This window comes from Microcoleus sp. M2_D5 (assembly GCF_036701935.1).
Lineage (GTDB): Bacteria > Cyanobacteriota > Cyanobacteriia > Cyanobacteriales > Microcoleaceae > Microcoleus.
Genome location: NZ_JAUBRP010000079.1, coordinates 1 through 3,741 on the forward strand (window position 1 = coordinate 1; position 3,741 = coordinate 3,741).

A 3,741-nucleotide genomic window follows, 5' to 3' on the forward strand; every position below is an offset into this window, starting at 1 on the left:
ACCTTAAATTTGTTGGCCATATTACATCTCCTCTACTTTTAGCCTACATTTAGTGTACCTTCATAGTGAATTGGTATGACCACCAATCCTTCCCTGGAAAGATTCGTGAAATTCTATCTAGAAAATTCTTGGAAATGGGTAGATGGTGTGGGCTATGTGGCGTTACCTGATGAAGCTTATGTGAAAACTAAGCAAAAATTTGAGCGCCGTGAAACGGGAACAAAATTCAAAAAAGCCAAACCCGGTGAACCAATTACTAACTTTATTTAAGGAGGAAATCTCAAGGTCATGACCCTAACTCCTAGTTCCTTTGATGACTCGCTTTTCGCTGCGGATGACCTCTTGCTTAAGAAGTCTTCGGAAGATGTCCCAGAAAAGATTATTGGTGCGGTTTTATTTGCCTGTGCCTTCGTGTCCGTTGCCACAACCTTTGGTATTGTGTGGATCATTTTCCAAGAGACTGTGGGTTTTTTCCAAGAAGTTTCTTTAGCCCAGTTTTTTCTGGATACCCGATGGACTCCCCTGTTTGCCGAACCCCATTTTGGCATCTGGCCGCTGCTGGACGGGACGTTTTTAACCTCTGCGATCGCTATGGCTGTGGCGGTTCCCTTGGGGTTGTCTTCAGCCATTTACCTGAGTGAATATGCCCAACCGAAAGTGGCAGCCGTGTTACGCCCTGCTGTGGAGTTATTGGGGGGAATTCCCACAGTAGTTTATGGTTACTTTGCTTTGCTGTTTGTCACTCCGGTTCTGCGGCATCTTTTCCCCTTAGAGATTTTTAATGCCCTCAGCGCTGGGTTAATGATGGGCATTATGATCACCCCCACCGTCGGTTCCATCAGCTTAGATGCCCTTCAATCGGTTCCCCGTTCTCTGCGGGAAGGTTCCTATGCCTTGGGCATTACCAAACTAGAAACCATTTTTAAAGTGGTGCTTCCGGCAGCCTTGTCTGGGATTATGGCTTCGATTATTTTAGGCCTTTCCCGCGCAGTGGGAGAAACTATGACCGTTCTGATTGCGGCTGGATCGCAGCCTCGCCTCACTTTGAATTTCATGGAATCCGTCGCCACCCTTACCGCTTTTATGGCGGAGATTTCGGGGGGAGATAGTCCCAGGGGTAGCCTCAGTTTTAAGACTTTGTATGCGGTGGGAGCAGTTCTGTTCGTGATTACATTGTCTCTCAATATGGCCAGCTTCTGGATTTCTAGTCGCTTTAAGGAAAAATACGACTGATTGCTATGGTTAAATCAACTCGAACAAACAATTCCGTCAACACTGCTGAATTTACCGATAACCTAGAACGCCGAGAAGCGATCGGTAAAGTCTTTGAGTATCTATTCTTAATTGGGTTACTCATCGGTTTATTTGTCCTCGCCTTACTGGTTCTTAATATCCTTCATGATGGACTTGGCAGATTGCTAACACCGGGGTTTCTCGCGGAAACGCCTTCCCGTTTTGCCGAACGCGGAGGTATCCGTCCAGCCATTATTGGGAGTTTCTTTCTGGGACTAATCGTCCTTCTGGTTGCGGTTCCCATTGGGGTAGGGGCTGCTTTGTACCTAGAGGAATATGCCCCTAAAAAGTGGTGGACTGCCGTGATTGAGATAAATATCGGGAATTTAGCGGGGATTCCTTCTATTGTCTACGGCTTACTGGGTTTAGGGGTCTTTAACTATTTACTAGGGTTTGGGCCTACCTTGATTTCGGGGGCATTAACCCTTGCCCTATTATCTCTACCTGTGATTATCGTCACGGCGAGGGAGGCCATCCGCGCCGTTCCCGATTCCCTGAGAAATGCTTCCTATGGACTGGGAACTACCAAATGGCAAACCATTCAACACCATGTCTTACCCTATGCCATTCCGGGAATTCTTACGGGGGTGATTATTTCTGTCTCCCGCGCCCTTGGGGATGCTGCTTCTTTGGTGGTCGTGGGTGCTGTCAGTTTTCTCACGTTTAATCCGGGTTTGTTCCAACGATTTATGGCGTTACCGATTCAAATTTTCAGCTATATTACTCGTCCTGAACCGGGGTTTGCCAATGCAGCCGCAGCGACGATTATTGTGCTGATTATCTTGATTTTGGCGCTTAATGCCGTCGCTATCTATCTGCGTCAACGCTATTCCAGCCATTAATTAACTTGAATTGTCGAGATTAAGGAGACCATTTCAGATGACTAACAGTCAGGCCCACCTCAGCACGGATGATAGCGTGTTTGATGCAGAAGGCATAAAGGTTTATTACAGTGGCTTTTTAGCCCTTGTCGATGTCTATATCAAAATTCCCCGTCAAAAAATTGTGGCCTTTATCGGCCCTTCAGGCTGCGGCAAAAGTACCTTATTGCGTTGCTTCAATCGCATGAATGATTTAATCCCTGCTGCCAAGGTGGAAGGGAAACTCATTTACCGCAGCCGTAATATTTACGATCCGCAAGTGAATCCCGTCAAATTGCGGCGACAGGTGGGAATGGTGTTTCAAAGGCCGAATCCGTTTCCCAAGAGCATTTATGAAAATATTGCCTATGCCCCCAGAACCAACGGTTATCAAGGAAATCTGGATGAATTAGTGGAATCTTCCCTCAGACAAGCAGCTCTCTGGAATGAGGTCAAGGATAAGCTGAAAGATAAAGGAACAGCATTATCTGGGGGACAACAACAACGGCTTTGTATTGCCCGCGCGATCGCTATGAAGCCCGATGTCTTATTGATGGATGAACCTTGCTCTGCTCTCGACCCCATTTCTACGCGACAGGTCGAAGAACTGTGCTTAGAACTTAAGGAACGATACACAATTATTACGGTGACTCACAATATGCAACAAGCGTCAAGAATCGCGGATTGGACGGCATTTTTCAATACAGAAACGGACGATCTAGGCAAACGACGCGGCAAATTGGTGGAGTTTGGTCCCACTGAACAAATTTTCGGTTCTCCCCAAACCAAAGAAGCCGAAGAGTACATTAGCGGACGCTTTGGTTAAACGCAAGTGTCAGATTTAGGCGTTACGCATTGTCAGCAATGACATTACCTTCTGGGCCAATACTCCGGACTGTTTTTGGAACGATACTACAAGCTTTACTGCTGTAAGTGGAACCAGAGACTCCGGAGCTGCGTTACCAGGAAGGGCCTGGTAACGAGTATAATTCACCGAGGAATGTGCGCGGGTCGCACCCTAGAAATTAAGCGCTGAAGTATTTGGCTGCTGGGTGATAGGTGATAATTGCGGTTGTTGATTGTTCGGGATAAAGTTGTTCGCTTTCATCCATGTAGAGGTTGATACGATCGCACTTTAACAATTCCAGTTGCTTGTACTGATCCGCCATATTCGGACAAGCGGGATAGCCGAAACTGTAACGCGAACCGCGATATCTTTGCGCTAGCATATCGCGAATGTTGTCCGGTTCTTCGCTACCAAATCCCAATTCCCGCCGAATTCGCGCGTGAGTCCATTCTGCTACGGCTTCCGCTGTCTGTACCGCTAATCCGTGAAAGTAGAGATAGTCGGTATATTGATTGTTAGCAAATAGCTTTTGCGCGTACTCTGTAGCAATTTCTCCCACTGTCGCTACTTGCATCGGAAATACATCGATTTTACCCGATTCTTTCGGCGCGAAGAAGTCGGCAATGCACAGCCTGCGCGCCGATTTTTGCCGGGGAAATGTGAATGTTGCAGTCACAGGCAAGATGCCTGTGCCACTTTCTGTTGCAGTCACAGGCAAGATGCCTGTGCCACTTTCTGTTG

The 3,741-nt window shown here is 47.1% G+C and carries 5 protein-coding genes; 4 read left to right on the forward strand and 1 reads right to left on the reverse strand.

Going from position 1 to position 3,741, the window contains the following annotated elements:
* The first annotated feature begins 75 nt into the window (after positions 1 to 75).
* Genes QUA50_RS24580 through pstB form a run of 4 tightly spaced genes read left to right on the forward strand, consistent with a single transcriptional unit; the run spans position 76 to position 2,979 of the window.
* On the forward strand, positions 76 to 270 hold the full coding sequence (locus QUA50_RS24580) for a hypothetical protein (protein WP_333267781.1): 195 nt from the start codon (positions 76 to 78) through the stop codon (positions 268 to 270).
* Between the two features lie 18 nt (positions 271 to 288).
* A complete protein-coding gene (gene pstC, locus QUA50_RS24585; protein WP_333267779.1) occupies positions 289 to 1,233 on the forward strand; it encodes a phosphate ABC transporter permease subunit PstC in 945 nt (314 codons plus the stop codon).
* A 5-nt stretch (positions 1,234 to 1,238) separates the two neighbouring features.
* Complete coding sequence (gene pstA, locus QUA50_RS24590; protein WP_333267778.1) at positions 1,239 to 2,135, forward strand: phosphate ABC transporter permease PstA; 897 nt, start codon at positions 1,239 to 1,241, stop codon at positions 2,133 to 2,135.
* Positions 2,136 to 2,172: 37 nt separating this feature from the next.
* On the forward strand, positions 2,173 to 2,979 hold the full coding sequence (gene pstB / locus QUA50_RS24595) for a phosphate ABC transporter ATP-binding protein PstB (protein WP_333267776.1): 807 nt from the start codon (positions 2,173 to 2,175) through the stop codon (positions 2,977 to 2,979).
* Positions 2,980 to 3,178: 199 nt separating this feature from the next.
* On the opposite strand, the gene QUA50_RS24600 is transcribed toward pstB, so the two are convergent.
* Positions 3,179 to 3,741, reverse strand: a 563-nt coding sequence (locus QUA50_RS24600; protein ID WP_333267774.1) for a vitamin B12 dependent-methionine synthase activation domain-containing protein, incomplete at its 5' end; no start/stop codon positions are given.